Origin of the sequence: Streptomyces sp. NPDC050416, assembly GCF_044458845.1 — a bacterium.
Classification (GTDB): Bacteria; Actinomycetota; Actinomycetes; order Streptomycetales; family Streptomycetaceae; genus Streptomyces.
Genome location: NZ_JBITII010000004.1, coordinates 695,789 through 721,204 on the forward strand (window position 1 = coordinate 695,789; position 25,416 = coordinate 721,204).

Genomic DNA, 25,416 nt, shown 5'->3' on the forward strand with positions numbered 1-25,416 from the left:
GCCGGGACGGGACGGCCGCCCTACGGTTCAGGCATGCCGAACCTGCCCGATGTCGTGCTGTGGTCGATACCCGCATTTGTGCTGCTCACCGTGGTCGAGATGGTGAGCTACCGTCTCCACCCCGACGAGGACGCGGCGGGCTACGAGGCGAAGGACGCCGCGACGAGCGTCGGCATGGGGCTCGGCAGTCTCGTCTTCGACTTCGTCTGGAAGATCCCGATCGTCGCCGTCTACACGGCCCTCTACGAACTCACGCCCCTGCGCGTGCCCGTCCTGTGGTGGACCGTCCCGCTGATGCTGCTCGCGCAGGACTTCTTCTACTACTGGTCCCACCGCGGCCACCACGTCATCCGTATCCTGTGGGCCTGCCACGTCGTCCACCACTCCAGCCGGAAGTTCAACCTCACGACCGCGCTGCGCCAGCCCTGGACGTCCCTGACGGTGTGGCCGTTCTACGTCCCCCTCATCGCCGCCGGAGTCCACCCGGCCGCGCTGGCGTTCTGCTCCTCCGCGAACCTCGTGTACCAGTTCTGGATCCACACCGAGCGGATCGACAAGATGCCCCGCTGGTTCGAGTTCGTCTTCAACACCCCGTCGCACCACCGGGTCCACCACGCCTCCCAGGGCGGTTACCTCGACCGCAACTTCGGCGGCATCCTCATCGTCTGGGACCGGCTGTTCGGGTCCTTCGTCGCCGAGACCGTGCGGCCCGTGTACGGACTGACCAAGAACATCGACACGTACAACCCTCTGAAGGTGGCGACCCACGAGTACGTGTCCATCGCGAAGGACCTGAAGGCGGCGCGCGACTGGCGTGAGCGCGCGGGGCGCGTGTTCCGGGGGCCGGGGTGGGGGCCCGCGCCGGCCGCGGCGCCGGTGTCCAAAACCACTACGACTGCTGAAAGCGCGTCGGCGTGAGCCACTCCCGGCTCCTCCTCGGCGCCTTCGGTCTCGCCGTCGTCGTCGACCTCGCCTCACTCGCGGCCGGCTTCGGCGCCGGACACGCCGTCGCCAAGCCGCTGCTGATGCCGCTCCTGGCGCTCTGGGCCGTCCTGCGCCGGGCGCCCCGGCCGCTCGTGGCCGCCCTGCTGTTCGGCTGGGGCGGGGACGTGCTGCTGCTGTCCGACGCCGAGCCGGCCTTCCTCGCCGGAATGGGCTGCTTCGCGGCGGGGCACGCCTGCTACCTCGTCCTCTTCGCACGGCACGGCAGCCGGTACGCGGTCCCACGCGCGCGTGCGGCCCTCCTCGCCCTGGGCTACGCCACCGCCCTCGTCACGACCGTCACGCTGCTGTGGCCGGACCTGCCCGCGGATCTGCGCCTGCCCGTCGCCGGGTACAGCCTCCTGCTCACGGCCATGGCGTACCGGGCCGCCCTCCGGCTCGGCCTCTTCACCGGACTCGGAGGCGCGCTCTTCCTGCTGTCCGACACGCTCGTCGCGACCGGCGTCGCCGACTGGCCGCAGCCGCCCGGGCCGGACTTCTGGATCATGCTCACGTACGTCGCCGCCCAGGCCCTGCTGGCCGGCGGCACGCTCGAAGCACTCAACGCGCGCAGGGCACCGGCCGCGACGTACGGAGAGATGCGCGCCGTCTGAGGCTCACCGGCGGCGGGGTCACCAGCGGATGGGGAGCGGAAGGGCCGTCAGCAGTCCGGACACGGCGACCACCAGGCCCAGCGCGACCACCTCCGCCCGCGCCGGCGCACAGGCGGTCAGCGGGTCGGCCGCCCGGCGCAGCCGCCGCCGGGCCCACAGGGCGAGGGCGGCGACGGCGGCCACGAGAAGCACCTTGGCGAGCAGCGTCCGCCCGTACGCCGTCGTCGTCAGCTGCTCCAGGACCGTCTCCGGCGGCATCCGGCGCAGGGAACTCCACACGCCCGTAGCGGTGATGGCGGCGAGCAGAACGGTTGCCACGCGCGCGTAGAGACCCAGCAGGGCCGCGCCCGCCTCCGTGCCGTACCGGCCGTGCCACAGCCGCAGGGTCCGCAGCGCGTGCAGCAGACCGCCCGTCCACAGTGCCGCACAGGTCAGGTGGACGAGCGTCAGCCCGGAGCCGGTCAGCGGGGTGTGCTCGGTCGCGGGGTGCGCGCGCAGGGCCTCGGCGACGACCACGGCGCCCAGCGGCCACAGCTGCGTGGCCGGCCGGCGCGAGACGGCACACAGCCCGGTCACGAGGAACGCGTTGACCTCCAGCAGGGCCAGCTTGCCGTCCCGGGAGGCGTAGAGCCCGCCGACGTCGATGTCCGACAGGCTGTCAGGGACGAGATAGCCCGTCGCCACGACCGAGGCGAGCCCGAGCGCGGCGACGAAACCGGTGACGGCCGCGAACGGCGACCAGCTGCGCGGCACGGCCGGGCGGCCGGCGGCTTCCTCCGTACCCGGCACGGAACGCGCCGGTGGCCCGTTCACGAACGCACCCGGCACGGACCGCGCCAGCCGGTTCACGAACAGCTCGCCGACCGGTATGCACAGGGCCGCGAACAGCGCCGTGCGCAGCAGGGCCATGCCACCGGTGCCGGGCGCCGCGGCCTCCCCGGTGCCGTGCAGCGCGGTGGACGGCCCGAGCAGCGGGATCAGCGCGGCCAGTGCCGCCAGCACCAGGACGGTGACGGGTCTTGTCAAGGTCACCCCGGGATCTTCACCAGCTTCACACGGCTGGGCAAATCCCCGGGGACGGACTCAGGCGGCCTTCGACGCGGCCGACCACCACAACCGGACTTCCTTGCGCACGTCCGTCGGCCGCAGCTCCCACCCCTGCGCGAGCGCGACCTCGGCGACGTACCAGCCGCCGACGCCCCGGTAGGCCCGCAGCGGTATCGCGCACTCGGCCGGCGGCCGCGGCTTGTTCGGCTCGACCGGAGCCGAGGCCCGGGCGGTCCGCTTCGCGACCGCCTTGTCGACGCGCGCCTTGTAGTACTCGGCATCTCCCTCATGCCGCAGCTCCGGCCAGGACACGCACCAGGAGGCCAGGCGTGCGACCCGGGTCGCCATCACCTCCATGGCGCGGAGGTAGCCCCGTTCGAGTTTGTCGCTGAACGCCGTGACCACCTCGGCGAACATGCCGACGACGAGAAACGCGGCCACCACCGCCGCCCACAGCACACACACCACCGGAAACCACACCAAGCTCCCGGCGAACCGCAGGGCCAGCTCCCATCTCGGCCGGACCGGTCGAGCCGTCCAGGTCGAGGAATCCACGTACACGTCCATGACGAGGAATCCTGCCCCAGACAGGAAACGGGCCGGGCGGGTGCCCCCGCCCGGCCCGGACTACCTCCACACGAGCTCTACTTGGTCACCGCGTCCAGCGCGTCCGCGATGCCCCGGCCGTAGAAGCCGTTGCGGTTCTTCGAGCCCTCGCACACCGCGTCGATCTTGCCGTCGGCGTCGATGTCGTACGGGTCCGTGCACGGCGTGGCGTCGGCCTCGGCGTACAGGAGGGCCTTCACCAGGGCCGGAGAGGCGTACGGGTGCGTCGACTTGATGAGGGCGGCGACGCCCGCGACGTGCGGGGACGCCATCGACGTACCGGCCATGTACCCCCACTTGCCGCCCGGCAGCGTGCCCAGGATGAGGCCGCTCGTGGCCGGCGCGTCCGGCTTCTGGTAGGCGGTCGAGTCGCCGCCCGGGGCGGCTATGTCGGCGACGCCGAGACCGTAGTTGGAGAAGGACGACTTGATGCCCTTCGCGCCCGTCGAGGCGACCGTGACGACGCCCGGCAGCTGGGTCGGGATGTCGAGGCACTTCGAGGGGTCGACGACCCGGTCGCCCGGCGTGGAGTCGTTCGGGGACGACGGGTCGGTGATCTCGTCGGAGGCCAGGTCGTAGTTCTCGTTGCCGGCCGCCGCGACGTTGACCGCGCCCTTCTTCTCCGCGTACCGCGAGGCCCGGCCGACCGCGTCCAGCAACGCCTTCTGGTCGGGGTCGTTCTTGCAGTTGAAGTACCAGGGGTCGGTGTAATAGCTGTTGTTCGTCACGTCGACCCCGTGCTCGGCCGCCCACACGAAGCCGCACACCACGGCCTCCGTGTAGAAGAAGCCGTCCGGGTTGGACACCTTGATGCCGGAGACCTTCACCCCGGGCGCGACACCGGTCATGCCGACGCCGTTCTTCGCGGCGGCGATCTCACCCGCCACGTGCGTCCCGTGCGGGCTCTCCGCCGCGCTCGGCCGCCAGGCCCCGTCGGACGTGTCCGGCTTGCCCGAGACGCAGTTGACCGACGCGCCCCGGTCGAAGTTGGGCGCGATGTCGGGGTGGGTGTCGTCGACACCGGTGTCGATCACGGCGACCGTGACCTTCTTGCTGCCCAGCGACTTCTGGTGCGCCTTGTCCGCCTTGATGGCGGGCAGGTCCCACTGCTGCGGCTCCAGCGGGTCCTGGCCGGCCGGGGCCTCGGCCCTGGCGACCTCGGCCGCGCTCAGCGCCTTCGGCGTTCCCAGGTCACCCGTCGACGCCGACGGCAGCGGCTTGGTGCGGGTGGCACCGGCCGACTGCACCCCGCGCACCTTGCGGATGGTCTTGGCGAAGTCGGGGTTCGAGGAGTGGACGACGATGACGCCGATCTGGTCGTACGACGTCACGATCGTGCCCCCGGCCTTGCCGACGGCCTTCTTCACGTACGCCGAAGTGCCGTCGCCCGGCTTGACGTTGACGACGTAGCTGAGCGAGGTCGCGTCGGCCGAGACCGGCGCGGGCGCCTCGTCGGCGGCCGTGGCCGTGGTGTTCGGCAGGAACGCGAGGGCCGTGGCCACGGCCATCCCGACCGGGATCGCGACGGCGCGGCGGTAGCGCGCGTGCGGCGCAGTCATGGTGTCTCCAGTTCGTTCGCGGTTCGAGCGGGTTGTGCGGAAGGTCTGGGAAGCCGCGTCACTTGACGGCGCGCAGCGCGTTGACGATGCCGTACCCGTAGAAGCCGTTGACGCGCTTGCCGCCCTCGCACACCGCGTCCTGCGTGCCGTCACCGTCCTGGTCGTACGACTCGGGGCAGGCCGTCCGGTCGGCCTGGGCCTTCATCAGGACCTGGAGCTGGGCCGGGGACGCCCACGGGTGCTTGGACTTCAGCAGCGCGGCGACGCCGGAGGCGTGCGGGGAGGCCATCGAGGTGCCCTGCAGGAAGCCGTACGCGCCGTTCGGCAGGGTGGACAGGATGCGGCCGTCCTTCGAGGGCGTGTCGGGTATCTGGTAGCGCCGGTCGCCACCCGGCGCCGCGACGTCGACGACGCCCTTGCCGTACGTCGAGAAGTACGACTTGACGCTGTCGACGCCCGTCGAGCTCACCGTGACGACACCCGGCAGCTGGTTCGGCACGTCGAAGCACTCGTGCGGGTCGATGGTGCGCTCGACGGGGGTGGAGTCGTCCGGGCTGGAGTCGTCGACGATCGCGTCCGCGTCCAGGTCGTGGTTGGAGTTGCCCGCCGCGGCGACGTTGAGCGTGCCCTTCTTCTGCGCGTACAGCTGCGCCCGGTTGACCGCGTCGACGATGGCCCGCTGGTCGGGGTCGTCCATGCAGTTGTACAGCCACGGATCGACGTAGTAGCTGTTGTTCGTGATCTCGACGCCGTGGTCGGCGGCGAACACGAAGGCGCACACCACGCTCTCCGGGTAGAAGAGACCGTTCGCCCGGTCGGTCACGTTGATGCTGGAGACCTTCACACCAGGTGCGACGCCGGCCACGCCGATTCCGTTGCGCGCGGCGGCGATCTCACCGGCCACGTGCGTGCCGTGGTAGTCCTCCGGGGTGTACGGCCGCCAGGCGCCCTCGCTGGTGTCGGGCTTGCCGCCCGCGCAGTTGGCGGACTGGGACGCGGAGAAGTTCGGGGCGATGTCGGGGTGGGTGTCGTCCACGCCGGTGTCGATCACGGCGACGGTCACCTTGCTGCTGCCCGGGTCGATCTTCGCGGCCTTGTCGGCGCCGATCGCGCGCAGGTCCCACTGGTCGGCCTCGAGGGGCTCGCTCTCTGGCGTCTTCGCCGAGGCGGCCTCGGTGCGCTTCTCCTGAGCGGCCGTCAGGTACTCGACCGCGCCCTCCTCCTTGGTCCCCGCGGCCGTCAGGGGCGTCGTACGCGTGGCACCCGCCGACTGGACCCCGCGGGCCTTTCGTACGGTCTTGGCGAAGTCGGCGTTCGAGGAGTGGACGACGATCACGCCGATCCGCTCGTACGTCGCCACGACCGAGCCGCCGGCCTGCCCGATCGCCTTCTTCACCGACGCGATCGTGTGCCGGTCCGTCTTGGTGTTGACGACGTACGCCAGTGTCGGCGCCTCCGCCGTCCGGGTGGCCGACTCCGCCTGCGGGGCGGCCGACGCGGCGGCGGGCAGGAAGCCCAGCGAGGCAGTCAGAGACAGCACGACGGGCACGGCGAGGGCGAGCCGGCGTCTGGAACGCAAGTGAGACATGGGGTCTCCACATCCTCCGGAAACGAAACCGGCCCGAGGCACAGGTGGTGCTCGGGCAGGTACATGACGAGGTGGTGCAGGGCGAAGCTATCCCGCGCTCTCGCTGGCCAGCAACGTTTTGTCGAAACGACTTCGGAAAGAACGCCGCGCGGTTGAACCGGTTCTCATGTGCCGCCGTGACGTTGGACAAGGAGCGCGAGGACACTCGCCTCCGTCCCTGATCACAACCGCTTCCGTCATCGCGAGGAGACTCTCCGTGGCCACCGACGCACCGCCCCCCTCGAAAGAGCAACACAAACTCCCCTCGCCCGAGGAGTTCAGCGAGGTGCAGGAGAGCGCGGAGTTCGGTGAACTGCGCCGCTCCTACCGCTCCTTCGCCTTTCCGCTGACCATCGCCTTCATCGCCTGGTACCTGCTGTACGTCCTGCTGTCGAACTACGCGGGCGGCTTCATGGGCACCAAGCTGTTCGGCAACATCAACGTCGCCCTCGTCTTCGGCGTCGCCCAGTTCGTCACCACGTTCCTCATCGCCTGGTGGTACTCCAAGCACGCCGCCGCGAACCTCGACCCCAAGGCCGAGGCCATCAAGTCCCGGATGGAGGGCGGCGCATGAGCACCGCACAGCAGACCCTTCTCGCCGCGAACGAGGCCAGCCAGCACCGCCCGCTGATCATCACTCTGTTCGCGCTGTTCGTCCTCGCCACCCTCGGCATCACCATCTGGGCGGGCCGCCAGACCAAGGACGCCGCCGACTTCTACGCGGGCGGACGCCAGTTCAGCGCCTTCCAGAACGGTCTCGCCGTCTCCGGCGACTACATGTCGGCCGCGTCGTTCCTCGGCATCGCCGGCGCGATCGCCATCTTCGGCTACGACGGTTTCCTCTACTCCATCGGCTTCCTGGTCGCCTGGCTGGTCGCCCTCCTCCTGGTGGCCGAGCCGCTGCGCAACTCCGGCCGCTACACCATGGGCGACGTGCTCGCGTACCGCATGCGCCAGCGCCCGGTCCGCACCGCCGCCGGCACGTCCACGATCGTCGTGTCGATCTTCTACCTGCTGGCCCAGATGGCCGGCGCGGGCGTCCTCGTCTCGCTGCTGCTCGGCATCACCTCCGACGCCGGCAAGATCCTCATCGTCGCCCTCGTCGGCGTCCTGATGATCGTCTACGTCTCCATCGGCGGCATGAAGGGCACCACCTGGGTCCAGATGATCAAGGCCGTGCTGCTCATCGGCGGCACCATCCTGATCACCTTCCTGGTGCTGCTGAAGTTCAACTTCAACATCTCCGACCTGCTCGGCACGGCCGCCGAGAACAGCGGCAAGGGCGCCGCCTTCCTGGAGCCCGGCCTCCAGTACGGCGCGACCGGCACCTCCAAGCTGGACTTCATCTCCCTCGGCATCGCCCTGGTGCTCGGCACCGCCGGCCTGCCCCACATCCTGATCCGCTTCTACACGGTGCCCGACGCCAAGGCGGCCCGTAAGTCCGTGAACTGGGCCATCGGCATCATCGGCGGCTTCTACCTGATGACGATCGCGCTCGGCTTCGGCGCCGCCGCGCTCATCTCGCAGGAAGAGATCATCGCCTCCAACCCGTCCGGCAACACGGCGGCACCCCTGCTCGCGCTGCACCTCGGCGGCGTCGACTCGACCTGGGGCGCGATCCTGCTCGCCACGATCTCGGCCGTGGCCTTCGCGACGATCCTCGCCGTCGTCGCCGGCCTCACCCTGGCCTCGTCGTCGTCCTTCGCGCACGACATCTACGCCAACGTCATCCGCAAGGGGAAGGCCTCCGGCGCCGAGGAGGTCCGCGCGGCCCGCTGGGCGACCGTCTTCATCGGCGTCGTCTCCATCGGCCTGGGCGCCCTCGCCCGCGACCTGAACGTGGCCGGCCTGGTCGCGCTCGCCTTCGCCGTCGCGGCCTCCGCCAACCTGCCGACGATCCTCTACAGCCTGTTCTGGAAGCGGTTCACCACCCAGGGCGCCCTGTGGTCGATCTACGGCGGTCTGATCGTCGCCGTCGGCCTGGTGCTGTTCTCGCCCGTCGTCTCCGGCGACCCCAAGGCGATGTTCCCCGAGGTCGACTTCGCCTGGTTCCCGCTGAAGAACCCGGGCATCATCTCCATCCCGTTCGGCTTCCTCATGGGCTGGCTCGGCACGGTCCTGTCCAAGGAAGAGCCGGACGTCAAGAAGTACGCCGAGCTGGAGGTCCGGTCCCTGACCGGTACCGGCGCCCACTGAGCACGAACCCCCTCACGCGGCCGCGTCCCGTGTCGTGGGATCGGGCCTGTGGTGATGTCAGTGGTGTCACGTAGGCTCTCAGGTGTCGGAGAAGAAGTGCTCCGGGCACGATCCGCGTCGAGGGAGGGGGCCCACGTGCTCATCGACACCTACGGCCGAGTGGCCACCGACCTGAGGGTCTCGCTGACCGACCGGTGCAACCTGCGCTGCACGTACTGCATGCCCGAGGAGGGCCTGCAGTGGCTGGCCAAGCCGGACCTGCTCAGCGACGACGAGATCGTCCGCCTGATCGACATCGCGGTCACCTCCCTCGGTATCGAGGAGGTCCGCTTCACCGGCGGCGAGCCCCTGCTGCGCCCCGGCCTGGTCGGCATCGTCGAGCGCGTCGCGGCCCTGGAGCCGCGCCCCCAGATGTCCCTCACGACCAACGGCATCGGCCTCAAGCGCACCGCGGCGGCCCTGAAGGAGGCGGGCCTGGACCGGGTCAACGTCTCCCTCGACACGCTCCGCCCGGATGTCTTCAAGACCCTCACCCGCCGCGACCGCCACAAGGACGTCATCGAGGGCCTGCACGCCGCGCGCGACGCCGGTCTGACCCCGGTCAAGGTCAACTCGGTCCTGATGCCCGGCCTCAACGACGACGAGGCCCCCGACCTCCTCGCCTGGGCCGTCGAGCACGACTACGAGCTGCGCTTCATCGAGCAGATGCCTCTGGACGCCCAGCACGGCTGGAAGCGCGACGGCATGATCACGGCAGGCGACATCCTGACGTCCCTGCGCACGCGCTTCGAGCTGACCCCCGAGGGCGACGAGGCACGCGGCTCGGCACCGGCGGAGCGCTGGCTGGTCGACGGCGGCCCGCATGTCGTCGGTGTGATCGCCTCCGTCACCCGTCCCTTCTGCGCGGCCTGCGACCGCACCCGCCTCACCGCAGACGGACAGATACGCACGTGTCTGTTCGCCCAGGAGGAGACGGACCTGCGCGCCGCCCTCCGCTCGGACGCCCCGGACGAGGAGATCGCCCGCATCTGGCGCCTGGCGATGTGGGGCAAGAAGGCGGGAGCGGGCCTGGACGACCCGACGTTCGTGCAGCCGGACCGGCCCATGTCGGCGATCGGTGGTTAGAGGTACTCAGGCGCGAAGCCTCAGCCGTCGGTCGCTTCCCACTCCTTGAGAAGCACCACGTCCCTCAAGAAGCCGCGCACCCCGAGGAACTGCGACAGATGCTCGCGATGCTCCTCGCACGCGAGCCATGTCTTGCGCCGCTCCGGCGTATGGATCTTCGGGTTGTTCCACGCCAGCACCCACACGGCAGCCGCACGGCAGCCCTTCGCGGAACAGATGGGCGTCTCGTCACTCACAGCTTCGTCTCACCACTGCACACAGAAAAGGCGACGCCGAGCAGCCACGGGGGGAGCTGCCCGGCGTCGGTCCGTCGCTCCGACGGGGGATGCGGAGCGCGTACGAAGTATGTCACGGGTAACCCCGCGCCCGGCACCTGAACAGCATGATTGATCTGAGCTTTTCTTGAGCTTGGCGGGAAGATGACTTCCGCTTGTGATCGCCCGCGAGCGCCCCTACCGCTCCTGCTGCTCGGTCCGCGCCCCCGGCACCGTCCCGGACACGGCGTCTTCCGCGACGGATTCCGCGGGGCCGTCCTGCGTGCCCGGCGGCGCGATCATCGGCCGCAGCGGCGGCACCACGAACGTCGACGGCAGAGACGGCGCGTTCTCGCGCCCGGCGTTCGCGATCACCACGGCGATGTACGGCAGCACCAGCCCGAGCACCAACGCCACGACGGCGACGTGCCGTTCGACGTTCCACAGGGTGGCCGCGAGGATCACGGAGATCGTGCGGACCGTCATCGAGATCACGTACCGGCGCTGCCGCCCGCGGACGTCCTCCTGAAGCCCGGCCCGGGCGCCGGTGATCCGGAACACCTCGACGTGTCCGCCGCCATGCTGCTTCCGCATCGCATTCCACCATCCGCCCGTATCGGATCTCCCCGCCCCGTAGCCGCCCTCGGCCGGTCGGGGACCCTGCCCAGAGCAGCTTCCACGTTACGCCGCGCCTGCGTCGGCTACGAGACCGGGGCCGGTCCGGCCGGGGCGAACGGCCTGAGCCGTGATACGTACGGCCATCCCCGGCATGCGGCGTAGGGCACCTGGGCCGACACTGGGCGTAGTGCTCACGTCGAGCCGTACGAGGAGGCAGCGATGGGCTGGTTGTGGGCGATCATCGTGGGACTGGTACTCGGTCTGCTCGCCAAGGCGATCATTCCGGGCAAGCAGCACGTACCCCTGTGGCTGACCGTCATCCTGGGCATGATCGGCGCCATCGCCGGCAACGCCATCGCCCGGGCGGCCGGTGTCGACGCCACAGCGGGCATCGACTGGTGGCGGCATGTCTTCCAGCTGGTGATGGCGGTCATCCTCGTCGGTCTCGGCGACCGGGCCTGGACGGCGGTCAGGGGAAGCAGACGAAGGGCCTAGAAGGGCACAACGGGGCAACAACGGGGCACATGGCGAGGGGGCGGTCTCCGGGCACCGGAGACCGCCCCCTCGCTCGCGTTCTCGCGCGCTCAGGCGCCGGTGACCTCGACCGCCGCCAGGTTCTTCTTGCCCCGGCGCAGCACCAGCCAGCGGCCGTGCAGCAGGTCCTCCTTGGCGGGGATGGCGTCCTCGCCGGCGACCTTGACGTTGTTCACGTAGGCACCGCCCTCCTTGACCGTGCGGCGCGCGGCCGACTTGCTGGCCACCAGGCCGACCTCGGCGAACAGGTCGACGACCGGACCGAGCTCGGCGACCCGGATGTGCGGCACCTCCGACAGGGCCGCGGCCAGCGTCCGCTCGTCGAGCTCCGCCAGCTCGCCCTGCCCGAAGAGGGCCTTGGACGCGGCGATCACGGCGGCCGTCTGGTCGGCGCCGTGCACCAGCGTCGTCAGCTCCTCAGCCAGCGCACGCTGCGCGGCGCGGACCTGCGGACGCTCCTCGGTCTGCTTCTCCAGCTCCTCCAGCTCCTCCCGGGAGCGGAAGGACAGGATGCGCATGTACTTGGAGATGTCCCGGTCGTCCACGTTCAGCCAGAACTGGTAGAACGCGTACGGCGTCGTCATCTCCGGGTCGAGCCAGACGGCGCCGCCCTCGGTCTTGCCGAACTTGGTGCCGTCCGCCTTGGTCATCAGCGGTGTCGCCATGGCGTGCACCGTGGCGTCCGGCTCCAGCCGGTGGATCAGGTCCAGGCCCGCCGTGAGGTTGCCCCACTGGTCGCTGCCGCCCTGCTGGAGCGTGCAGCCGTACCTCCGGTAGAGCTGGAGGAAGTCCATGCCCTGCAGGATCTGGTAGCTGAACTCCGTGTAGCTGATGCCCTGGTCGGACTCCAGACGACGGGCGACGGAGTCCTTCGTCAGCATCTTGTTCACGCGGAAGTGCTTGCCGATGTCCCGGAGGAACTCGATCGCGGAGAGGTTCTCCGTCCAGTCGAGGTTGTTGACCATCACGGCGGCGTTCTCACCCTCGAAGGAGAGGAACGGCTCGATCTGACCGCGCAGCTTGTCGACCCAGCCGCGGACCGTCTCCGGGTCGTTCAGCGTGCGCTCCGCGGTCGGACGCGGGTCGCCGATCAGGCCCGTGGCACCGCCGACCAGCGCCAGCGGCCGGTGACCGGCCTGCTGGAGCCGGCGCACGGTCAGCACCTGCACCAGGTGCCCCACGTGCAGGGACGGGGCCGTCGGGTCGAAGCCGCAATAGAACGTGACGGGACCGTCCGCGAGCGCCTTGCGCAAAGCGTCCTCGTCAGTGGACAGGGCGAACAGCCCGCGCCACTTCAGCTCGTCGACGATGTCCGTCACGGTTCTCGTGTCTCCTCGATGATCTTCGGGCAGTCGGGTGACAGCCGACTACGAGGTTATACGCCCTGACTGACAGAGCTCATATTGAAATCGGGGACGCGCAGCGCGGGCATCGCGGCCCTGGTGAACCAGTCGCTCCACTCCCTGGGCAGCGTCTTCTCGGTGCGCCCGGCCTCCGTGGCCCGGCCGAGGACACCGACCGGCGACTCGTTGAAGCGGAAGTTGTTCACCTCGCCGGTCACCTCGCCGTTCTCGACCAGGTAGACGCCGTCCCGGGTCAGGCCGGTGAGCAGCAGCGTCGCCGGGTCGACCTCCCGGATGTACCACAGGCACGTCAGCAGCAGCCCGCGCCGGGTGTTCGCGACCATCTCCTCCAGGGAGCGGTCCTCGCCGCCGTCCAGGATGATGTTGTCGATGCTCGGCGCCACGGGCAGCCCGGTCAGGCCGGCGCTGTGGCGGCTGGTCGTCAGGTGGCGCAGCTCGCCCCGGCTCATCCACTCGGTGGCCGCGAGCGGCAGCCCGTTGTCGAACACCGACTGGTCGCCCCCGGAGGAGTGCGCGATCACGAAGGGCGCCGACTCCAGGCCGGGCTCGTTCGGGTCGCTGCGCAGCGTCAGCGGCAGGTCGGTCAGCTTCTCGCCGACCCGCGTACCGCCGCCCGGCTTGGAGAACACCGTGCGGCCCTCCACCGCGTCCCGGCCCGACGCCGACCACATCTGGTAGATCAGCAGGTCCGCGACGGCCGTCGGCGGCAGCAGCGTCTCGTACCGGCCCGCGGGCAGCTCCACACGCCGCTCGGCCCACCCGAGGCGCACGGCCAGCTCCGCGTCCAGCGCCGCCGGGTCGACGTCCTTGAAGTCCCGCGTCGAGCGACCGGCCCAGGCGGACCGGGTCCGGTCCGGCGACTTGGCGTTCACCTCGAGCGTCCCGTTCGGCTGGTCGTGCCGCAGCCGCAGCCCCGTGGACGTCCCCATGTACGTCGACACCAGTTCGTGGTTGGCGAAGCCGTACAGCTCCCGGCCGCCCGCACGCGCGCGTGCGAAGGCCTCGCCGAGCGCCGGAGCGAAGTCGGCGAACACGGCGGAGGAGGTCTCGACGGGCGCCTCCGTGAAGTCCGGTGCCTGCGCGACACCTGTGACCAGCGGCTGCGCGTCCTCGGCGGGCCCGGCGCCGCGCGCGGCGGCCTCGGCGGCCCGCACCAGGGGCTCCAGCTCGTCAGCCGTCACGGCGGACCGTGACACGACCCCCGAGGCCGTGCCCTCCTTGCCGTCGACCGTGGCGACGACGGTGAGCGTGCGTCCGCGCGTGACCCCGTTCGTGGTCAGCGCGTTGCCCGCCCAGCGCAGGTTGGCGGTGGACTGCTCGTCGGCGATGACGACACAGCCGTCCGCCCGGGACAGTTCGAGGGCCCGCTCGACGATCTCGTGCGGCTTGCTGGTACGCCCGCTCATCGACCGGCCTCCTGCGTGGTGTTGAGACTGTGCTTTGCCGGGGGATAACCCCCGGACCCCCAGCCGATCCCGTAGCTGACGTTCATCGACCGGCCTCCTGGGTCGTGTTGAGGATGTTGACGCCCTTGAAGAGGGCCGACGGGCAGCCGTGCGACACGGCCGCGACCTGGCCAGGCTGGGCCTTTCCGCAGTTGAAGGCGCCGCCCAGGACGTAGGTCTGCGGACCGCCGACGGCGGCCATCGAGCCCCAGAAGTCGGTCGTCGTCGCCTGGTAGGCCACGTCCCGCAGCTGCCCGGCGAGCCGCCCGTTCTCGATCCGGTAGAAGCGCTGCCCGGTGAACTGGAAGTTGTACCGCTGCATGTCGATCGACCAGGACCGGTCGCCGACGACGTAGATGCCCCGCTCCACGCCCCCGATCAGGTCCTCGGTGGACATCCCGGCCGGATCCGGCCGCAGCGACACGTTGGCCATGCGCTGCACCGGCACGTGCCCGGGGGAGTCGGCGTAGGCGCAGCCGTTGGACCGCTCGAAGCCGGTCAGTCTCGCGATCCGCCGGTCCAGCTGGTAGCCGACGAGCGTGCCGTCCTTCACCAGGTCCCAGGACTGCGCCTGGACGCCCTCGTCGTCGTACCCGATGGTGGCCAGGCCGTGCTCGGCGGTGCGGTCGCCGGTGACGTTCATCAGCTCCGAGCCGTAGCGCAGCTTGTTCAGCTGGTCGAAGGTGGCGAAGGAGGTGCCCGCGTAGGCGGCCTCGTAACCGAGCGCCCGGTCCAGCTCGGTGGCGTGCCCGATGGACTCGTGGATGGTCAGCCACAGGTTGGACGGGTCGACGACCAGGTCGTACAGGCCCGCCTCGACGCTCGGCGCCCGCATCTTCTCGGCGAGCAGTTCCGGGATCTGCTCCAGCTCGCCCTCCCAGTCCCAGCCGGTGCCCCGCAGATACTCCCAGCCGCGTCCCGCGGGCGGTGCGAGGGTGCGCATGGAGTCGAACTCGCCGCTCGACTCGTCCACCGACACGGCGTTGAACACCGGGTGCAGCCGCACCCGCTGCTGCGTGGTCACGGTCCCGGCGGTGTCGGCGTAGAACTTGTTCTCGTGGACGGTGAGCAGCGAGGCGTCGACATGGTCGACCCCCCGCGCCGCCAGCAACCGCGCGCTCCACTCCGCGATCAGCCCGGCCTTCTCCTCGTCGGGCACGGTGAACGGATCGATCTCGTACGACGAGACCCATGTCTTGTCGGCGTGCACGGGCTCGTCGGCCAGTTCCACACGCTCGTCGGACCCGGCCGCCTTGATCACTTGCGCCGAGAGCTTCGCCATGGCCACCGCCTGGGAGGCCACCTTGGCGGCGGCGTCGAGGGTGAGGTCGACGCCGGATGCGAAACCCCACGTGCCGCCGTGCACGACGCGCACCGCGTACCCGAGGTCGGTGGTGTCCGAGGACCCGGCGGGCTTGGCGTCCCGGAACCGCCAGGAAGCGCCCCGCACCCGCTCGAACCGGAAGTCCGCGTGCTCGGCGCCCAGCGCACGCGCGCGTGCGAGGGCCGCGTCGGCGAGGGCGCGTAGGGGGAGGGCCGTGAAGGCCTCGTCGATGGTATGAGGCACCGCCGTCTCTTTCTGTCGAGGTGAGCGTGGTCGCCGTACTTCGTGACTGCTCCGATCATGTCGTCTCGGCCCGCGCGCGGGCCACGAGTTTCATGACCCGGGTGCGCGGGTTTCTGTAGGGACCCGACAGTGAGTCCCCTACGCCACTGTCGGTGCCCGATTGTCCGCGGGAGCGCCCGGACCGATAGGTTTTCGAAAGAAGCCGCCTGTCATCGCCGCCTGTCGTCCAGGCGCCCGGGCGGGGTATCAGACCGCTACCGAAAGGGTGATCCGTTGAGCCGCTCGGTTCTCGTCACCGGAGGCAACCGGGGCATCGGCCTCGCCATCGCCCGTGCTTTCGCCGATGCCGGCGACAAGGTCGCCATCACGTACCGCTCGGGTGAGCCCCCGGCGGCCCTGACAGACCTGGGCTGCCTCGCCGTCAAGTGCGACATCACCGACGCCGAGCAGGTGGAGCAGGCCTACAAGGAGATCGAGGAGGCCCACGGCCCCGTCGAGGTCCTCGTCGCCAACGCCGGTGTCACCAAGGACCAGCTCCTGATGCGCATGTCCGAGGACGACTTCACGTCCGTCCTCGACACCAACCTCACCGGCACCTTCCGAGTGGTCAAGCGCGCCAACCGCGGCATGCTGCGCGCCAAGAAGGGCCGGGTCGTCCTGATCTCCTCGGTCGTCGGGCTGCTCGGCTCCGCGGGGCAGGCCAACTACGCCGCCTCCAAGGCCGGCCTCGTCGGCTTCGCGCGCTCCCTCGCCCGTGAGCTGGGCTCGCGCAACATCACCTTCAACGTCGTCGCGCCCGGCTTCGTCCAGACCGACATGACCGCGGTGCTCTCCGACGAGCAGCGCGCCGGCATCGTGAAGCAGGTCCCGCTCGGGCGGTACGCGCAGCCGGAGGAGATCGCCGCGACGGTGCGGTTCCTCGCCTCGGACGACGCCTCGTACATCACTGGAGCCGTCATCCCCGTTGACGGCGGACTGGGAATGGGTCACTGATCACCATGAGCGGAATTCTCGAGGGCAAGCGCGTCCTGATCACCGGTGTGCTGACGGAGGCCTCCATCGCCTTCCACACCGCCAAGCTGGCCCAGGAGCAGGGCGCCGAGGTCATCCTCACGGCGTTCCCGCGCCCCACGCTGACCGAGCGCATCGCCAAGAAGCTCCCCAAGCCCGTCAAGGTCATCGAGCTCGACGTGACCAACGACGAGCACCTCGGGCGCCTGGCCGACATCGTCGGCGAGGAGCTCGGCGGCCTCGACGGCGTCGTGCACTCCATCGGTTTCGCCCCGCAGGACGCCCTCGGCGGCAACTTCCTCAACACGCCGTTCGAGTCGGTCGCCACGGCCATGCACGTCTCGGCGTACTCCCTGAAGTCGCTGACCATGGCCTGCCTGCCGCTGATGCAGAACGGCGGCTCCGTCGTGGGTCTGACCTTCGACGCGCAGTTCGCCTGGCCGCAGTACGACTGGATGGGCCCGGCCAAGGCCGCCCTGGAGGCGACCAGCCGGTACATGGCCCGTGACCTGGGCAAGCAGAACATCCGCTGCAACCTGGTCTCGGCCGGCCCGCTCGGCTCGATGGCCGCCAAGTCCATCCCGGGCTTCAGCGAGCTGGCGTCCGTGTGGGACTCCCGCTCCCCGCTGGAGTGGGACCTGAAGGACCCGGAGCCGGCCGGCCGCGGCATCGTCGCGCTGCTGAGCGACTGGTTCCCGAAGACCACCGGCGAGATCATCCACGTGGACGGCGGTCTGCACGCCATCGGAGCCTGATCTCTCCTACGGAGCCTGATCTCCCGTACCCCGTAGGCGCCCCGTTTCCCGCAGTGCGCGGCGAGCGGGGCGTCACCCGTTCGGCTCATCCGGCCGGGCGGGGGAGGCACAAACTGGGCACCCTGGAGTACGCGTTCACCACGCGATCCCCTCCCCAGCACCGCCGAGGAGGTCCCCTTGTGCGCTTGTCCCGCCGAACGGCCTCACTGTCCCTCGCCGTCGCCCTCGTGATGACCCTGGCGTACGAGGCGGTGCCCCACGCGCGCGTGCCCGCCGACGAGCACGAGTCGGCCGGCCCCTTCGGCGCCGCGTGCCGGGTCCGAGTCACCGGGTCCAAGGTGACCGTGTACTGCCACAACCCGTACCCCGAGGCCGACCGTGTGAGCCTGCACGTCGAGTGCGCCCGCTGGTGGGACATCGACACCGACAGCACCCCGGTGGAGGCCGGGCCCGCGCAGACCGTACGGCTGACGGGACGCTGCTGGAAGGAAGTCGGCGACGTGTGGATCAGTCACCGGCGGGCGAGCTGATCCCGCCCAGGCGGCACAGGAACGGATAGCGGGCGGCCTCCGCCGCCGCCTGAGCCGCGTCGCCCGCGCGGATCGCGTCGAGCAGCCGCCCGTGCTCCAGGTACGTCTCCGGCGTCAGCTCCTCGCCGACGTCCTCGCGCAGCCAGTCCCGCAGAACCTCGCCCAGGTCCGCGTACATGGCCGTCATCACGTCGTTGTGGGAGGCGGACACCACGGCCAGGTGGAAGGTCGCGTCCGCCGTCACGAACGCCTCCGCGTCACCCGACTCCCAGGCCTCCTCGCGCCGCAGCAGCAGCGCGTCGAGCTGCTTGAGGTCCTTCTCCGTACGCCGCTCGGCGGCCAGCCGGGCGGCCGCCGACTCCAGCGTGGAGCGCAGCTCGGCGATGTGCCGGGGGTCGGCACCGGCGAACCGCCGCTGCATCACCCCCGCCAGCTCGCTCGTCGCCACGACATACGTGCCGGAGCCTTGGCGGATGTCCAGCAGGCCGTTGTGCGACAGGGCGCGCACGGCCTCACGGACCGTGTTGCGGGCGACACCCAGCTGCTCGACGAGCTCGGGCTCGGTGGGGATGCGGGAGCCGACCGGCCACTCGCCGGAGGTGATCTGCGCCCGCAGGGCGGCGATGACCTGCTCGGAGAGGGCTGAACGTCGGGGATGGCTCAGGGGCATGGGACACCTTCGCACGACCGGGGCGCCGGAGCGCGGCCTGGGCGGGAGCCGAGTGGACAGTCAATCATCCTATGATTCTATGATGGGCCGCATGGCTAGTGAGGAAACCCGGACGATGACGCCCCCGACCGTACGCGGCTCGGCCGCGCACGATGCCCGGGAACCCGGCGGCTCCGCCACGCGCGCGTGGACGACGCGGCTGCTCGTCCTCGGCATCGTGCTGTCCGCGCTGAACCTCCGCCCCGCCATCACCAGCCTCGGCGCCCTCCTGGAGGAGGTCCGCGACGGGCTCGGCATGAGCGGCAGCGTGGCCGGGCTGCTCACCTCCGTGCCGCCGCTGTGCTTCGCCGTCTTCGGCGTCACGGCCCCGCGGCTCGCCCGCCGCTTCGGCGCGGGCGCCGTGGTGTGCGCCGGCATGGCCGCCATCGCCACCGGCCTGGCGATCCGGCCGTACGCCGGCGGCACAGCGGGCTTCCTGGCCGCCAGCGCCCTCGCCCTCATGGGCATCGCGGTCAGCAACGTCCTGATGCCGGTCATCGTCAAGCACTGGTTCCCCGACCGTGTGGGCTCCATGACCGGCCTGTACTCCATGGCCCTCGCCCTGGGCACGGCCCTCGCGGCCGCGATCACGGTGCCCCTGACCGACGCCCTGGGCGGCAGCTGGCAGTCGGGCCTCGCCCTGTGGGCGGGACTGGCCGTGGCGGCTGTGCTGCCGTGGCTGCCGTTCGTACGGGGGCGTGGGGCGGACACGGCGGCGTCCGGGCCGGGGGAGCGGGCCGGAGTCGTGTCGGGGCCGGGGGAGCGGGCCGGAGTCCAGCCCCGGCCGGGGGAGTGGGCCCCAGTCGCGTCCGGGCCCGAGGAGCGGAGCCGGGGCGCGGAGACCGGGCCGGAGCGGGCCAGGGGCTCGGAGAAACTGTCCGGGGAGCGGGCCGTGGGCTGGGAGACACGGTCCGGGGAGCGGGCCGTGGGCCGGGAGACACGGTCCGGGGAGCGGGCCGTGGGCCGGGAGACACGGTCCGTCGAGCGGGTCGTGGGCCGGGAGCCCGACGGCGACCGGTCGGCACGGGACCGTGAGACGCCGGGCTCGGCTCCCGCCGGATCCGCCGCCGGCGAGGCGCCACGGCTGCGGATCACCCGGAGCCGCACCGCCTGGGCCCTGGCCGTCTTCTTCGGGCTCCAGGCGACCGCCGCCTACATCACCATGGGCTGGATGGCGCAGATCTTCCGGGACGCCGGCGTGCCCGCGGGCACCGCGGGGCTGCTGCTCGCGGTCACCATGGTGATGGGCGTGCCCCTGGCCTTCGTCATACCGCGCCTGGCCACACGGCTGCCGCACCAGGGCCCGATCGTCTTCGCCCTCGGCGTCTGCGGCCTCGCCGGCTACGCCGGGCTGTACCTCGCGCCGGCCGCCGGTGCCTGGGCCTGGGCGCTGCTGCTCGGCGTCGCCAACTGTGCCTTCCCGCTCGCCCTCACCATGGTCGGCATGCGGGCCAGGACCGGCGCGGGCGTGGCCCAGCTGTCGGCGTTCGCGCAGAGCACCGGCTATCTGATCTCCATCCCGGGGCCTCTCCTGGTGGGTGTCCTCTACCAGCACAGCGGCGGCTGGGGCCTGCCGATCGCACTGATGAGCGCCCTGATGATCCCGCAGATGGCGGTCGGCTTCCTGGCGGGCCGGGACCGTACGGTGGAGGACGAGGCCGGCCGCTGAGCCCCTCCTCGGGGGCTCGAGGACACCCCCGGGCGTCAGGCGCCCGGGGTGGGTGCGAGACTTGCTCCATGCCAGTGCTCGACCCGAATCCCCAGCACGGTCAGAAGAAGATGCTGCTCGTGTTCGGCGCCTTCTTCGCGATCTTCATCATCATCGGCGTCATCGCGACCATCGCCTCGCCATGACCGGGCCCCGCCTCGCCCATGGTGGGGTTAGCCCCCTGTCCCCTAGGGGGTGAGGGTCAGGGTCAAGTGGGTGGATCACCGGATGGGTCGGCCGCCTCGGATTCCGTAACTTCGACGTGTGACCGCGAGACGCGGGATCACGGACCATTCGAAGAGCGGAGGCACCCATGTCGGCTCCTACGCACACCCGGCCCCATCCGGCGACCCGGGCCGGCGTCGGCAGCCGGCTGCCCTGGTGGGCCGTCGCCCTGCCCACGCTCGCCTTCGTCACGCTGCTCGTGCTGATCCTGAACCCGTCCGATGCCCAGGCGGCCAGCGGTGGTGACCCCTTGATCACCCACCTCTTCGCGTGGCTCCGGCAGCTGACAGCCCACTGAGCACGGCAGAAACCGGTGGTCAACTCCCTGCGCCCCGTGGCCTGTTTCGTGCGAAGCTGGATCTTATGAGCGTCGCAGAACCCCGCAGGATTGTCCTCTTCCGCCATGCGAAAGCCGACTGGCCACAGGTGAGCGATCACGAGCGTCCGCTCGCTGACCGGGGCCGAAAAGAAGCGGCGGAGGCCGGGCGCAGGCTGGCCGACACCGGCATCGCCTTCGACCTGGCCCTGTGCTCCACCGCGGTCCGGACCCGGGAGACCTGGAAGCTCGCCGTCCAGGAGTTCCCGCAGCGGCCGAAAACCGTCTACGAAGAGCGGATCTACGAGGCCTCGCCGGGCGAACTGATCGCCCTGCTGAACGAGACCCCCGACGACGCGCAGAACATCCTCGTGATCGGCCACAACCCGGCCATCCAGGGCCTCGCCGACATCCTGGCGGGCACGGCCGAGGGCGACGCCCGCGACCGCATGAGCCGCCGCGGGTTCCCGGCCGCCGCCTTCGCCCTGCTGTCCTTCACCGGCTCGTGGAAGAGCCTGGAGCCGGGCGCGGCCACGCTGCAGGACTACTGGGCGCCGACCGAGTGACCGGCTCCCCGACTGACTCCGAGTGACCGACTCCGGGTGAGCGGGGCCCGGCACCGTACCGGTGCCGGGCCCGTCCGGCAGGCTCAGACCGTGTCGAGGGTGTCCGCCGCCTCGACCTCTTCGCGCGTGATGCCCAGCAGGTACAGCACGGTGTCCAGGAAGGGGAAGTTCACCGCGGTGTGCGCGGCCTGGCGCACCACCGGCTTGGCGTTGAAGGCGACGCCCAGACCGGCCGCGTTCAGCATGTCCAGGTCGTTGGCACCGTCACCGATCGCCACGGTCTGCGACAGCGGCACGCCCGCCTCGGCGGCGAACCGGCGCAGCAGCCGGGCCTTGCCGGCCCGGTCGACGATCTCGCCCGTGACCTTGCCCGTCAGCTTCCCGTCGACGATCTCCAGCGTGTTGGCGTGGGCAAAGTCCAGCCCGAGCCGCTCCTTCAGATCGTCGGTGACCTGGGTGAAGCCGCCGGAGACGACACCGACTTGGAAGCCGAGCCGCTTCAGCGTACGGATCAGGGTGCGGGCGCCCGGCGTCAGCCGCACCTCGCTGCGCACCTTGTCCACGACCGAGGCGTCCAGCCCCTCCAGCAGCGCCACGCGCGCGTGCAGGGACTGCTCGAAGTCCAGCTCGCCGCGCATCGCGGCCGCCGTCACCTCGGCGACCTGGTCCTCGCAGCCGGCGTGCGCGGCGAACAGCTCGATGACCTCGTCCTGGATGAGCGTCGAGTCGACGTCCATGACGACCAGGCGCTGCGCGCGCCGGTACAGACCGGCGGCGACGACCGCCACGTCGATGCCGAGCTTCGCCGCGTCGGGCGCCAGGGCGGTGCGCAGCGGCTCGGTCTCCACGCCGGACACCGCGAACTCGACGGCGGTGACGGGGTACTTGGCGAGCCGGAAGATACGGTCGATGTTGCCGCCGGTCTTGGTGATCCGCGCGGCGATCGCCGCGGTCGCCTCCGCGGTGAGCGGATGCCCGAGCACGGTCACCAGGGAGCGGCCCAGCCCGCGCGGGCGGTTGTCGCCGAGGCCGGAGATGATCTCCGCCTGCATCTTCATCGACTCGGCCCAGCTGTGGACGGTCGCCCGCAGGTCGCCCTCGAGCCCCTTGGGGGGCTCGGTCACGAGCGCGCACAGCACCATTCGGCCTCGGGTGACGACCTGCTCGATGTCGACGACGTCGACGGAGTAGGCGGCGAGGGTGTCGAAGAGGCCGGCCGTGATGCCCGGGCTGTCCTTGCCGAAGATCTTTACAAGGAGGGTGGGAACGTCGGAGGACGAGGTCTGCGAAGCGCTCATGGTGGTTCCACCGTATCCGGCGGGCAGGTCGGACCGCCCGTGAGGTCCGCCTGGCGGACAGCGAACACTGGGTGACGCGTGGGTGGCGCGAACCTTGCGTCCCCTGTCTCCCCGGGGGCCTACTTCCCCCCACGAGGTTTCCGCGGCGGCGGCGGCGGCGGTGGTGGGGGAGGAGGCGGCGGCGGCGGCCGGTCGTCCGGCCGGGCCGGCGGCCGTTTCCCGCCCTTCGGCCCACGCGGCGGCGGCCCGACCGGCCGCGCCACGGTGGGCGCACCGTACACGTCCCCGTCCCGGTGAGCAGCGGGGTCACCGCCCGAGGGCGGTTCATGAGGCGCCGTGGGTTCGCCGGGGGGTGGTGGTTGGGCGGGTGATGGGGCTTGGTTCGGCCGCGGGACTCGGCCGGGCCCGCGGGCCTCGCCCGGTGGCCGGCGGCTCTCGTCTCGCTCCCGACCCACACCGGTCTGCCGCCCGCGCTCCAGCGGCCCACCGGAGGACCGCTCCTCGACGTCCGGCCGCGCGTCCTCCGGCTCTCGCAGTTCGTCCGGCACCCGGAGGTAGGGGTTGGTGGCCGGGTTCGGCGGCCGGTACGGCACTCCCGGCGCGTATGGGCCGGCCTCCTCCCCGTACGACGACGCCCGCTCGGCACCAGCCGCGCCCCAGCGCCAGGGCCGCCCGGCACTGGCGTCGTGTCCGACCTCTCCCGTGCGGGTTCCCGGCCCTGCCTCGTGCCCGCCCTGTCCCGTCGTGTCGGCTTCCGGCCCTGCCGTGTGCCTGGCGCTGGCGTCGTGTCCGGCTTGCCCCGTGCCGGCCCCCGGCCCTGCCGCGTGTCCGGTACTGGTGCCGTGTCCGGCTTGCCCCGTGTCGGCTCCCGGCCCGGCCGAGTGCCAAGCGCCGGCGTCGTATCCGGCTTGCCCTCTGTCGGCTTCCGGCCCTGCCGTGTGCCTGGCGCTGGCGTCGTATCCGGCCTGCCCCCTGTCGGCCCCCAGCCCTGCTCCCTCCCCGTGCCCAGCCCACCCAACCTCTGACCGGCTCCCTGCTCCACCGACCCCAGACGCGCCGACCCCGGACCCACCGGCCCTGGCCGCCCCGGCCACACCAACCCCGGCCGCACCGACCACCCCCGCCACTCCAGCCCCAGCCAGCCCAGCCCCGGTCACCCCCACCCTCCGAGCCAAAACCGAAGCCCGCCGCCCCGCGCCCCCGCTCGCCCACGCCAGCAACGCCCCCACCGCCCCGGCCCCCGCACCCCACACCGCGCCCAGCAGCAGGGCCATGCCGAGGTGGCCGTGCAGTTCGATGCCCGCGCCGAACGCGTCGAAGCCGAGGACGGACAGGGAGGCGGTCACGGACACGTCCGTCAGCCAGGCGAGCAGCGGCAGGGCCAGCGCGGTAGCGACCCCCAGCCGCAGCGCACACCGCTCCGCGAAACCGAGCGCACCCGGACGCCGTACGTCCCCAGGGCCAGGTACCGGCGTCCGCACCGCCGTCAACACCCCCGCAAGCAGCATCATCAGCGCCGCAGCCACCACCAGCAGCCACACCCGCCCGTCCAGCTCGGCCAGCCGCCCCAGCGTCACCGGCTGGTCGGAGTGGACGGCGAGCAGGTCGTGCAGGGGGTCCGGCAGGAGGCGGGTCAGTTCACCCGTGGCCCGGCCGTCCCACGGCACGAGCAGGCCGACCGGGACGCCCAGCCACACCCCGTTCGGCGCCCCGAGCAGCGCCGCGCCGGCGATGCGCCGGGGATGGTCGTCACCCGTCGCCGCGTACGCCGCCGCCGCGAGCCCCGCGGCCACCGCGACCAGCAGCACGGTCACCACAGCGGAGACGGCGGGCCGCACGACCCGGTGCACGGCCTCCCAGCCCCGCGGCAGCGGCGTACGGCGCGAGGCCAGCAGGGCGATGAGGAGGATCCCGGCCGACCAGCCGGCGCCGCCGAGCAGCGTGGGCGCGGTGTCGACCGTGAACCCGACCGCCGCCCGCGCGTCGACCAGGTCGCCGATCCGGTCGGGCAGCAGCCCGCCGATGTCCCCGATGTCCCCGAGCCCCGGAATCCCCAGGCCGTCTCCACCTCCACCGCCCCCGCCCGTCAGGTCGTCCAGGCCCAGCGCGCCGCCGTCGATCGTGATGACGTCGTGCCCCGCCCACGCCAGCCCGCCCAGCATCGCCACGAACAGCGCGACCACCGCGCCCGCACGCGCGAGGAGTTCGGCGGGCGATATCACAACTCCCGCCGCCCGCAAGGACCGTAGGAAGAAGTACGACAGCAGCACCGCCCCGACCAGGCTCACCCCCAGTGGCGTGATCTCGATGGCCGTGTCCGCCTGCGCACCCGTGAGGCCGAACGCGGACACATCACCGGACGGCGTGACCGAACCACCCGCCCCGAGGGCGACCAACGCCGCGGTCATCGGCCCCAACGAGCCCGCCGCGTCCGCCTCCAGCAGCCGCAGACCCAGGGCCGCCGTACCCGTCATCCCCATCAACGCCCAGCTCACGGCGGCGACGGCGGACATCAGCACGTCTCCCCACGGCACCCGCGTGCCGTACCTCGCCGTCCCGACACCCGTACCGGCACCCATGGCAGACCCCCCGATCCGCTCTGCGGCGGGAACACCGCGCATATCCCCCTCGCGTCGAAATACCACTCTCCGGCCCGTTTTCAACCCCGTCAACGGAAACGGCTGATGCGTCCGAACGCGGTCTTCACAAGGCCCGACTTTCGGTCAGGCGGCCGCTACTGAAATAGTTCCTCCCGATGTTC

25 protein-coding genes are annotated in these 25,416 nt (G+C 71.3%); 13 read left to right on the forward strand and 12 right to left on the reverse strand.

The features are described from left to right. Window positions 1-33 precede the first annotated feature (33 nt). Together ACIBL4_RS16470 and ACIBL4_RS16475 are read left to right on the forward strand one after the other, a co-directional pair. A complete protein-coding gene (locus tag ACIBL4_RS16470; RefSeq protein WP_399410490.1) occupies window positions 34-918 on the forward strand; it encodes a sterol desaturase family protein in 885 nt (294 codons plus the stop codon). Next, window positions 915-1,595 (forward strand): lysoplasmalogenase, encoded by a 681-nt coding sequence (locus tag ACIBL4_RS16475; RefSeq protein WP_399410492.1) that lies wholly within the window; start codon window positions 915-917, stop codon window positions 1,593-1,595. The genes ACIBL4_RS16470 and ACIBL4_RS16475 overlap by 4 nt, the downstream gene beginning before the upstream one ends. Window positions 1,596-1,613: 18 nt before the next feature. Here the strand turns inward: ACIBL4_RS16475 and ACIBL4_RS16480 are convergent, their stop codons facing one another. The 4 genes from ACIBL4_RS16480 to ACIBL4_RS16495 all read right to left on the reverse strand — a co-directional run bounded on the left by ACIBL4_RS16480 (window position 1,614) and on the right by ACIBL4_RS16495 (window position 6,395). Next, window positions 1,614-2,627: a CopD family protein gene (locus ACIBL4_RS16480; RefSeq protein ID WP_399410494.1), complete on the reverse strand. Its 1,014-nt coding sequence runs from the start codon at window positions 2,625-2,627 to the stop codon at window positions 1,614-1,616. A gap of 51 nt (window positions 2,628-2,678) precedes the next feature. Further along, window positions 2,679-3,209, reverse strand: a complete 531-nt coding sequence (locus ACIBL4_RS16485) for a hypothetical protein (RefSeq protein WP_399410496.1) — start codon at window positions 3,207-3,209, stop codon at window positions 2,679-2,681. 77 nt (window positions 3,210-3,286) lie between these two features. Beyond that, window positions 3,287-4,807 (reverse strand): S8 family peptidase, encoded by a 1,521-nt coding sequence (locus tag ACIBL4_RS16490; RefSeq protein WP_399410498.1) that lies wholly within the window; start codon window positions 4,805-4,807, stop codon window positions 3,287-3,289. Between the two features lie 58 nt (window positions 4,808-4,865). After that, the gene (locus ACIBL4_RS16495; RefSeq protein WP_399410500.1) at window positions 4,866-6,395 is read right to left on the reverse strand and encodes a S8 family serine peptidase; all 1,530 of its coding nucleotides are present in this window, start codon (window positions 6,393-6,395) and stop codon (window positions 4,866-4,868) included. Window positions 6,396-6,651: 256 nt separating this feature from the next. On the opposite strand from ACIBL4_RS16495, the gene ACIBL4_RS16500 reads away from it, so the two are divergent. The 3 genes from ACIBL4_RS16500 to moaA all read left to right on the forward strand — a co-directional run bounded on the left by ACIBL4_RS16500 (window position 6,652) and on the right by moaA (window position 9,755). Further along, window positions 6,652-7,008 carry a DUF485 domain-containing protein gene (locus ACIBL4_RS16500; protein ID WP_399410502.1) on the forward strand — a complete coding sequence of 119 codons (357 nt, stop codon included), beginning with the start codon at window positions 6,652-6,654 and terminating at the stop codon, window positions 7,006-7,008. Beyond that, complete coding sequence (locus tag ACIBL4_RS16505) at window positions 7,005-8,630, forward strand: cation acetate symporter (RefSeq protein WP_399410504.1); 1,626 nt, start codon at window positions 7,005-7,007, stop codon at window positions 8,628-8,630. The genes ACIBL4_RS16500 and ACIBL4_RS16505 overlap by 4 nt, the downstream gene beginning before the upstream one ends. Window positions 8,631-8,765: 135 nt before the next feature. Then, window positions 8,766-9,755 carry a GTP 3',8-cyclase MoaA gene (moaA, locus tag ACIBL4_RS16510; RefSeq protein ID WP_399410506.1) on the forward strand — a complete coding sequence of 330 codons (990 nt, stop codon included), beginning with the start codon at window positions 8,766-8,768 and terminating at the stop codon, window positions 9,753-9,755. Between the two features lie 20 nt (window positions 9,756-9,775). On the opposite strand, the gene ACIBL4_RS16515 is transcribed toward moaA, so the two are convergent. Both ACIBL4_RS16515 and ACIBL4_RS16520 read right to left on the reverse strand, forming a co-directional pair. After that, window positions 9,776-9,991: a hypothetical protein gene (locus ACIBL4_RS16515; RefSeq protein WP_399410508.1), complete on the reverse strand. Its 216-nt coding sequence runs from the start codon at window positions 9,989-9,991 to the stop codon at window positions 9,776-9,778. A gap of 216 nt (window positions 9,992-10,207) precedes the next feature. Then, complete coding sequence (locus ACIBL4_RS16520) at window positions 10,208-10,603, reverse strand: DUF3099 domain-containing protein (protein ID WP_399410510.1); 396 nt, start codon at window positions 10,601-10,603, stop codon at window positions 10,208-10,210. A 243-nt stretch (window positions 10,604-10,846) separates the two neighbouring features. Here ACIBL4_RS16520 and ACIBL4_RS16525 point away from each other — a divergent pair, with 243 nt between their 5' ends. Next, the gene (locus ACIBL4_RS16525; protein ID WP_399410512.1) at window positions 10,847-11,122 is read left to right on the forward strand and encodes a GlsB/YeaQ/YmgE family stress response membrane protein; all 276 of its coding nucleotides are present in this window, start codon (window positions 10,847-10,849) and stop codon (window positions 11,120-11,122) included. An 89-nt stretch (window positions 11,123-11,211) separates the two neighbouring features. On the opposite strand, the gene tyrS is transcribed toward ACIBL4_RS16525, so the two are convergent. The 3 genes from tyrS to ACIBL4_RS16540 form a co-directional block, all read right to left on the reverse strand. Next, entirely contained in the window at window positions 11,212-12,480 is a 1,269-nt protein-coding gene (tyrS, locus tag ACIBL4_RS16530) for a tyrosine--tRNA ligase (RefSeq protein WP_399410514.1), read from the reverse strand. 56 nt (window positions 12,481-12,536) lie between these two features. Beyond that, on the reverse strand, window positions 12,537-13,931 hold the full coding sequence (locus ACIBL4_RS16535) for a metallopeptidase TldD-related protein (RefSeq protein ID WP_399410516.1): 1,395 nt from the start codon (window positions 13,929-13,931) through the stop codon (window positions 12,537-12,539). Between the two features lie 82 nt (window positions 13,932-14,013). Next, the gene (locus ACIBL4_RS16540) at window positions 14,014-15,537 is read right to left on the reverse strand and encodes a TldD/PmbA family protein (RefSeq protein ID WP_399410518.1); all 1,524 of its coding nucleotides are present in this window, start codon (window positions 15,535-15,537) and stop codon (window positions 14,014-14,016) included. A 273-nt stretch (window positions 15,538-15,810) separates the two neighbouring features. Here ACIBL4_RS16540 and fabG point away from each other — a divergent pair, with 273 nt between their 5' ends. The 3 genes from fabG (at window position 15,811) to ACIBL4_RS16555 (ending at window position 17,833) form a co-directional block, all read left to right on the forward strand. Beyond that, a complete protein-coding gene (fabG, locus tag ACIBL4_RS16545; protein WP_399410520.1) occupies window positions 15,811-16,530 on the forward strand; it encodes a 3-oxoacyl-[acyl-carrier-protein] reductase in 720 nt (239 codons plus the stop codon). Window positions 16,531-16,535: 5 nt separating this feature from the next. Next, the gene (gene fabI, locus ACIBL4_RS16550) at window positions 16,536-17,303 is read left to right on the forward strand and encodes an enoyl-ACP reductase FabI (protein WP_399410522.1); all 768 of its coding nucleotides are present in this window, start codon (window positions 16,536-16,538) and stop codon (window positions 17,301-17,303) included. A gap of 179 nt (window positions 17,304-17,482) precedes the next feature. Beyond that, window positions 17,483-17,833 carry a hypothetical protein gene (locus tag ACIBL4_RS16555; protein WP_399410523.1) on the forward strand — a complete coding sequence of 117 codons (351 nt, stop codon included), beginning with the start codon at window positions 17,483-17,485 and terminating at the stop codon, window positions 17,831-17,833. Here the strand turns inward: ACIBL4_RS16555 and ACIBL4_RS16560 are convergent. Then, window positions 17,811-18,503, reverse strand: a complete 693-nt coding sequence (locus tag ACIBL4_RS16560) for a FadR/GntR family transcriptional regulator (protein ID WP_399410525.1) — start codon at window positions 18,501-18,503, stop codon at window positions 17,811-17,813. The two genes, ACIBL4_RS16555 and ACIBL4_RS16560, sit on opposite strands and share 23 nt — an antisense overlap. Before the next feature lie 91 nt (window positions 18,504-18,594). Between ACIBL4_RS16560 and ACIBL4_RS16565 the strand changes: the two genes are divergently transcribed. The 4 genes from ACIBL4_RS16565 to ACIBL4_RS16580 all read left to right on the forward strand — a co-directional run bounded on the left by ACIBL4_RS16565 (window position 18,595) and on the right by ACIBL4_RS16580 (window position 21,357). Then, a complete protein-coding gene (locus tag ACIBL4_RS16565; protein ID WP_399410527.1) occupies window positions 18,595-20,211 on the forward strand; it encodes an MFS transporter in 1,617 nt (538 codons plus the stop codon). 68 nt (window positions 20,212-20,279) lie between these two features. Next, window positions 20,280-20,396, forward strand: coding sequence for an SGM_5486 family transporter-associated protein (locus ACIBL4_RS16570; protein WP_086012488.1), 117 nt, complete (start codon window positions 20,280-20,282; stop codon window positions 20,394-20,396). Between the two features lie 167 nt (window positions 20,397-20,563). Further along, window positions 20,564-20,773 (forward strand): hypothetical protein, encoded by a 210-nt coding sequence (locus tag ACIBL4_RS16575; RefSeq protein ID WP_399410530.1) that lies wholly within the window; start codon window positions 20,564-20,566, stop codon window positions 20,771-20,773. 65 nt (window positions 20,774-20,838) lie between these two features. Continuing rightward, window positions 20,839-21,357 carry a histidine phosphatase family protein gene (locus ACIBL4_RS16580; RefSeq protein WP_356923301.1) on the forward strand — a complete coding sequence of 173 codons (519 nt, stop codon included), beginning with the start codon at window positions 20,839-20,841 and terminating at the stop codon, window positions 21,355-21,357. Window positions 21,358-21,440: 83 nt separating this feature from the next. On the opposite strand, the gene serB is transcribed toward ACIBL4_RS16580, so the two are convergent. Together serB and ACIBL4_RS16590 are read right to left on the reverse strand one after the other, a co-directional pair. Then, the gene (serB, locus tag ACIBL4_RS16585) at window positions 21,441-22,655 is read right to left on the reverse strand and encodes a phosphoserine phosphatase SerB (RefSeq protein ID WP_399410532.1); all 1,215 of its coding nucleotides are present in this window, start codon (window positions 22,653-22,655) and stop codon (window positions 21,441-21,443) included. 119 nt (window positions 22,656-22,774) lie between these two features. After that, the gene (locus ACIBL4_RS16590; protein ID WP_399410534.1) at window positions 22,775-25,234 is read right to left on the reverse strand and encodes a streptophobe family protein; all 2,460 of its coding nucleotides are present in this window, start codon (window positions 25,232-25,234) and stop codon (window positions 22,775-22,777) included. Between the last annotated feature and the right edge of the window lie 182 nt (window positions 25,235-25,416).

Coding starts and splice junctions, on each gene's coding strand:
- ACIBL4_RS16470 (WP_399410490.1), top strand. CDS start 34: ATGCCGAACCTGCCCGATGTCGTGCTGTGGTCGATACCCGCATTTGTG.
- ACIBL4_RS16485 (WP_399410496.1), bottom strand. CDS start 3,209: ATGGACGTGTACGTGGATTCCTCGACCTGGACGGCTCGACCGGTCCGG.
- ACIBL4_RS16490 (WP_399410498.1), bottom strand. CDS start 4,807: ATGACTGCGCCGCACGCGCGCTACCGCCGCGCCGTCGCGATCCCGGTC.
- ACIBL4_RS16495 (WP_399410500.1), bottom strand. CDS start 6,395: ATGTCTCACTTGCGTTCCAGACGCCGGCTCGCCCTCGCCGTGCCCGTC.
- ACIBL4_RS16505 (WP_399410504.1), top strand. CDS start 7,005: ATGAGCACCGCACAGCAGACCCTTCTCGCCGCGAACGAGGCCAGCCAG.
- ACIBL4_RS16520 (WP_399410510.1), bottom strand. CDS start 10,603: ATGCGGAAGCAGCATGGCGGCGGACACGTCGAGGTGTTCCGGATCACC.
- ACIBL4_RS16525 (WP_399410512.1), top strand. CDS start 10,847: ATGGGCTGGTTGTGGGCGATCATCGTGGGACTGGTACTCGGTCTGCTC.
- ACIBL4_RS16535 (WP_399410516.1), bottom strand. CDS start 13,931: ATGAGCGGGCGTACCAGCAAGCCGCACGAGATCGTCGAGCGGGCCCTC.
- fabI (WP_399410522.1), top strand. CDS start 16,536: ATGAGCGGAATTCTCGAGGGCAAGCGCGTCCTGATCACCGGTGTGCTG.
- ACIBL4_RS16560 (WP_399410525.1), bottom strand. CDS start 18,503: ATGCCCCTGAGCCATCCCCGACGTTCAGCCCTCTCCGAGCAGGTCATC.
- ACIBL4_RS16565 (WP_399410527.1), top strand. CDS start 18,595: ATGGCTAGTGAGGAAACCCGGACGATGACGCCCCCGACCGTACGCGGC.
- ACIBL4_RS16570 (WP_086012488.1), top strand. CDS start 20,280: ATGCCAGTGCTCGACCCGAATCCCCAGCACGGTCAGAAGAAGATGCTG.
- ACIBL4_RS16575 (WP_399410530.1), top strand. CDS start 20,564: ATGTCGGCTCCTACGCACACCCGGCCCCATCCGGCGACCCGGGCCGGC.
- ACIBL4_RS16580 (WP_356923301.1), top strand. CDS start 20,839: ATGAGCGTCGCAGAACCCCGCAGGATTGTCCTCTTCCGCCATGCGAAA.
- serB (WP_399410532.1), bottom strand. CDS start 22,655: ATGAGCGCTTCGCAGACCTCGTCCTCCGACGTTCCCACCCTCCTTGTA.
- ACIBL4_RS16590 (WP_399410534.1), bottom strand. CDS start 25,234: ATGGGTGCCGGTACGGGTGTCGGGACGGCGAGGTACGGCACGCGGGTG.